This is a genomic window from Bradyrhizobium sp. P5_C11_2, assembly GCF_054049755.1.
This window is the reverse complement of sequence record NZ_JBFULT010000829.1, coordinates 1-2,338: the sequence shown is the minus strand read 5'-3', so window position 1 is coordinate 2,338 and position 2,338 is coordinate 1. Positions and strand designations below refer to the sequence as shown.

The window sequence follows — 2,338 nt, the reverse complement described above, 5'->3', positions numbered from 1 at the left end:
GTGTGGTTGCAGGGTTTCCGGAGGACAATGGATCGCTTTGACTCGGCTCTGATACGCGGAGCTGGCAACGCACCTGCGACGAATGCCGAATGGGCGCAGCGCCAAGCGGCGAAGCCCACGCTGTCAGAGGCGGCCTATCGTTTGATCGAACGCAGCCTCATGGATGGCGGGCGACGGCGCAGCTAGCAGGTCTTCAGTTGCAGATGCTGGATGCACGTGCACGTCGTCGTCGACGCGGAATACTTCACGTCGTAGTACGGAAAGCTGGAGTTGGCCGGGCTGTTGGTCGAGCAACGCGGGAACAGATAATAGCTGTCTGTCAGCTTCACGGTGCCGGCGATCGTGTAGCCGAGGTTGGGCGTGTAGTCATAGGACACCTCGCTCAGGATGAGCGAGATGTTGGCATTGTCGGCTTTCTTCGGGTCGGCCGCAGTGAACGCGGACAAGGTCAGCTGCTGACCCACGGCTCTCGCCGCCGAGGGTGTGGTCGACGTGCTCCATTGAACCGTCGCCTTGCCGGTGCTGTCGGTCGAGACGCCGGAGACCGTGATCGTCATCAGCGACGTGCTGCCGTTCTTGACCGGATAAGGCGCCATGATGGCCGTCGAAGCCGCAAGGATGCCGTTCATCTGGGTCGTACTAACCGACGTGTTCTGCGACACCATGTCGGCGACGCTGTGCGCCGTTGCGCTGACCTTGACGTTCATGGCCAGGCCGTTTCCCAGCTCCACGCCGCCGATGTAAAGCACCAGCATGAACGGCGTCACGATGGCGAATTCCGTCGCCGCCACGGCACTAACGTCGGTGCAAAAGCCCCGCGCGCGAAACGACAGGCCGGCGATCATAGCGATGTCCTTCTATGGCTCGTTCTGGAAYGCGGCAGACGCCATGATCAGCCGGTTGCCGTCCGAGATATTCGAGAGATTGAAGCCGAGCGGCCCGAGCATCACCGGCCACACATACATCACCCGGAGAACGACGATATCGCCGATGTCCCCGGGATTGAATTGCCAGCTGTTCGTGACCGCTCCCTTGCTGTCGAAAGTCAGGGTCGGCATCGCCGTGTTCGCCGTAGACCACGTCGTGGCAACCTGCATGTCGACCATCAGGCCGCCGCAGCTGAAGAAAATCACGACCTGATCACAGACCTTCTGCTTGAATGCCGCCTGCGTCAGCGCCTGATCCTTCACCTGCCCGGTCAGGACCAGGCGGCTCGATTGGCGCACCACGGATTCGAGCAACTGCTGGGCAAAGAACACGAGAAACGTCTGGATGAGCGCAATGATGAGCGCGAGGAACGGCGCGGCAACGAGCGCGAATTCGACAGCCGTGGCACCCTTGCTATCCCGAGCGAAGGCGGCACAGCGATTGCGGCGCCTCTTCGTCGTTGCGATGTCCGGTCCGGTCATGGCGCGCTCTCTATTGCACAAGGTTGGCCGTGCTTGACGCAACCTTGATGAAGAGGTCCGTCAGGGCGTCGGAAATGTTCTGGCCATTTTGAACACTCTTGTAGAAACCCGGCGACGCGCAGGATTGCAGATTTTGTGCGATCTGGCCTGTCGTTGAGGTTGGCTGGTCGTACTTGTCGATCCAGGTCATGTACCAGTTGTCCGTTTTCTGGATACCGGTGGCGGGATTGGCGATAAGTTGCAGATACTCCGTGTAGAGCACCGCGATCTTGATGCCCCGGTTCTTGATGGTCGTGCACATCGTCGTGTCGAGCGGCTGCTGGCATCGATTGTTGGAGGCGAGGCTCGCGTTGGGGCAGGCTGAAGCGCCCGAGACGATCTTGTCCTCGACGCCGTCGGTGACAAGGAACACCACTTCCTGCGGCGTATCTCCCGTCGCGTTGCTGCCAAGCCCGGGATTGGGCATGATGCCGTTGAGGGTCTTAAGCGCACCGGCGATATCCGTGCCGTTGTCTGTCTTGCAGTTGGTCGTCACAACGACGCAGTTCTGGTAGGCGACCGCCATCAGCGAGATGCTGGAAACCTGGGTCCCGGCGAGTGTCGGGGTGGTCAGCGCGGCCAGTGTGTTCAAGCTCAAGTCGAACGAATAGAGCGCCGCTTTGTAGGTGGTGTTGTTCAACGCCGACATGCACTGCATGACGCCCCCCGAAACGCCCGACTGCGGGCAGTTCGACCATGTATTGAGCAACTGGTTGACGGCATTCGTCACGAGATCGATCCGCAACGTGATATTGTTGGCGCGCGCGATCGCGAGGTTATCCTTGGTTCCGCCATCGTGACCGATATTGGTTTGATGACAGGCGAAGCCGCAATTCTGCGAGGCCCCTGCTGCCTGGTACGCGGGGGCGGTGTACTTGATGAGATTGCTT

3 protein-coding genes and 1 pseudogene are annotated in these 2,338 nt (G+C 60.3%); 1 reads left to right on the top strand and 3 read right to left on the bottom strand.

The window, feature by feature from the left end; translation table 11 throughout:
• On the top strand, nucleotides 1-186 hold a 186-nt coding region (locus tag ACXJL8_RS39115; protein WP_456686824.1), incomplete at its 5' end, for a hypothetical protein.
• On the opposite strand, the gene ACXJL8_RS39110 is transcribed toward ACXJL8_RS39115, so the two are convergent.
• From ACXJL8_RS39110 to ACXJL8_RS39100, 3 genes and pseudogenes are all read right to left on the bottom strand, one after another.
• Nucleotides 183-845 carry a TadE/TadG family type IV pilus assembly protein gene (locus tag ACXJL8_RS39110; RefSeq protein WP_456618703.1) on the bottom strand — a complete coding sequence of 221 codons (663 nt, stop codon included), beginning with the start codon at nucleotides 843-845 and terminating at the stop codon, nucleotides 183-185. The genes ACXJL8_RS39115 and ACXJL8_RS39110 overlap by 4 nt on opposite strands.
• 12 nt (nucleotides 846-857) lie before the next feature.
• Complete coding sequence (locus tag ACXJL8_RS39105; RefSeq protein WP_456618704.1) at nucleotides 858-1,409, bottom strand: TadE/TadG family type IV pilus assembly protein; 552 nt, start codon at nucleotides 1,407-1,409, stop codon at nucleotides 858-860.
• 10 nt (nucleotides 1,410-1,419) lie between these two features.
• A pseudogene (locus ACXJL8_RS39100) lies at nucleotides 1,420-2,338 on the bottom strand (TadE/TadG family type IV pilus assembly protein); the annotation flags it as partial.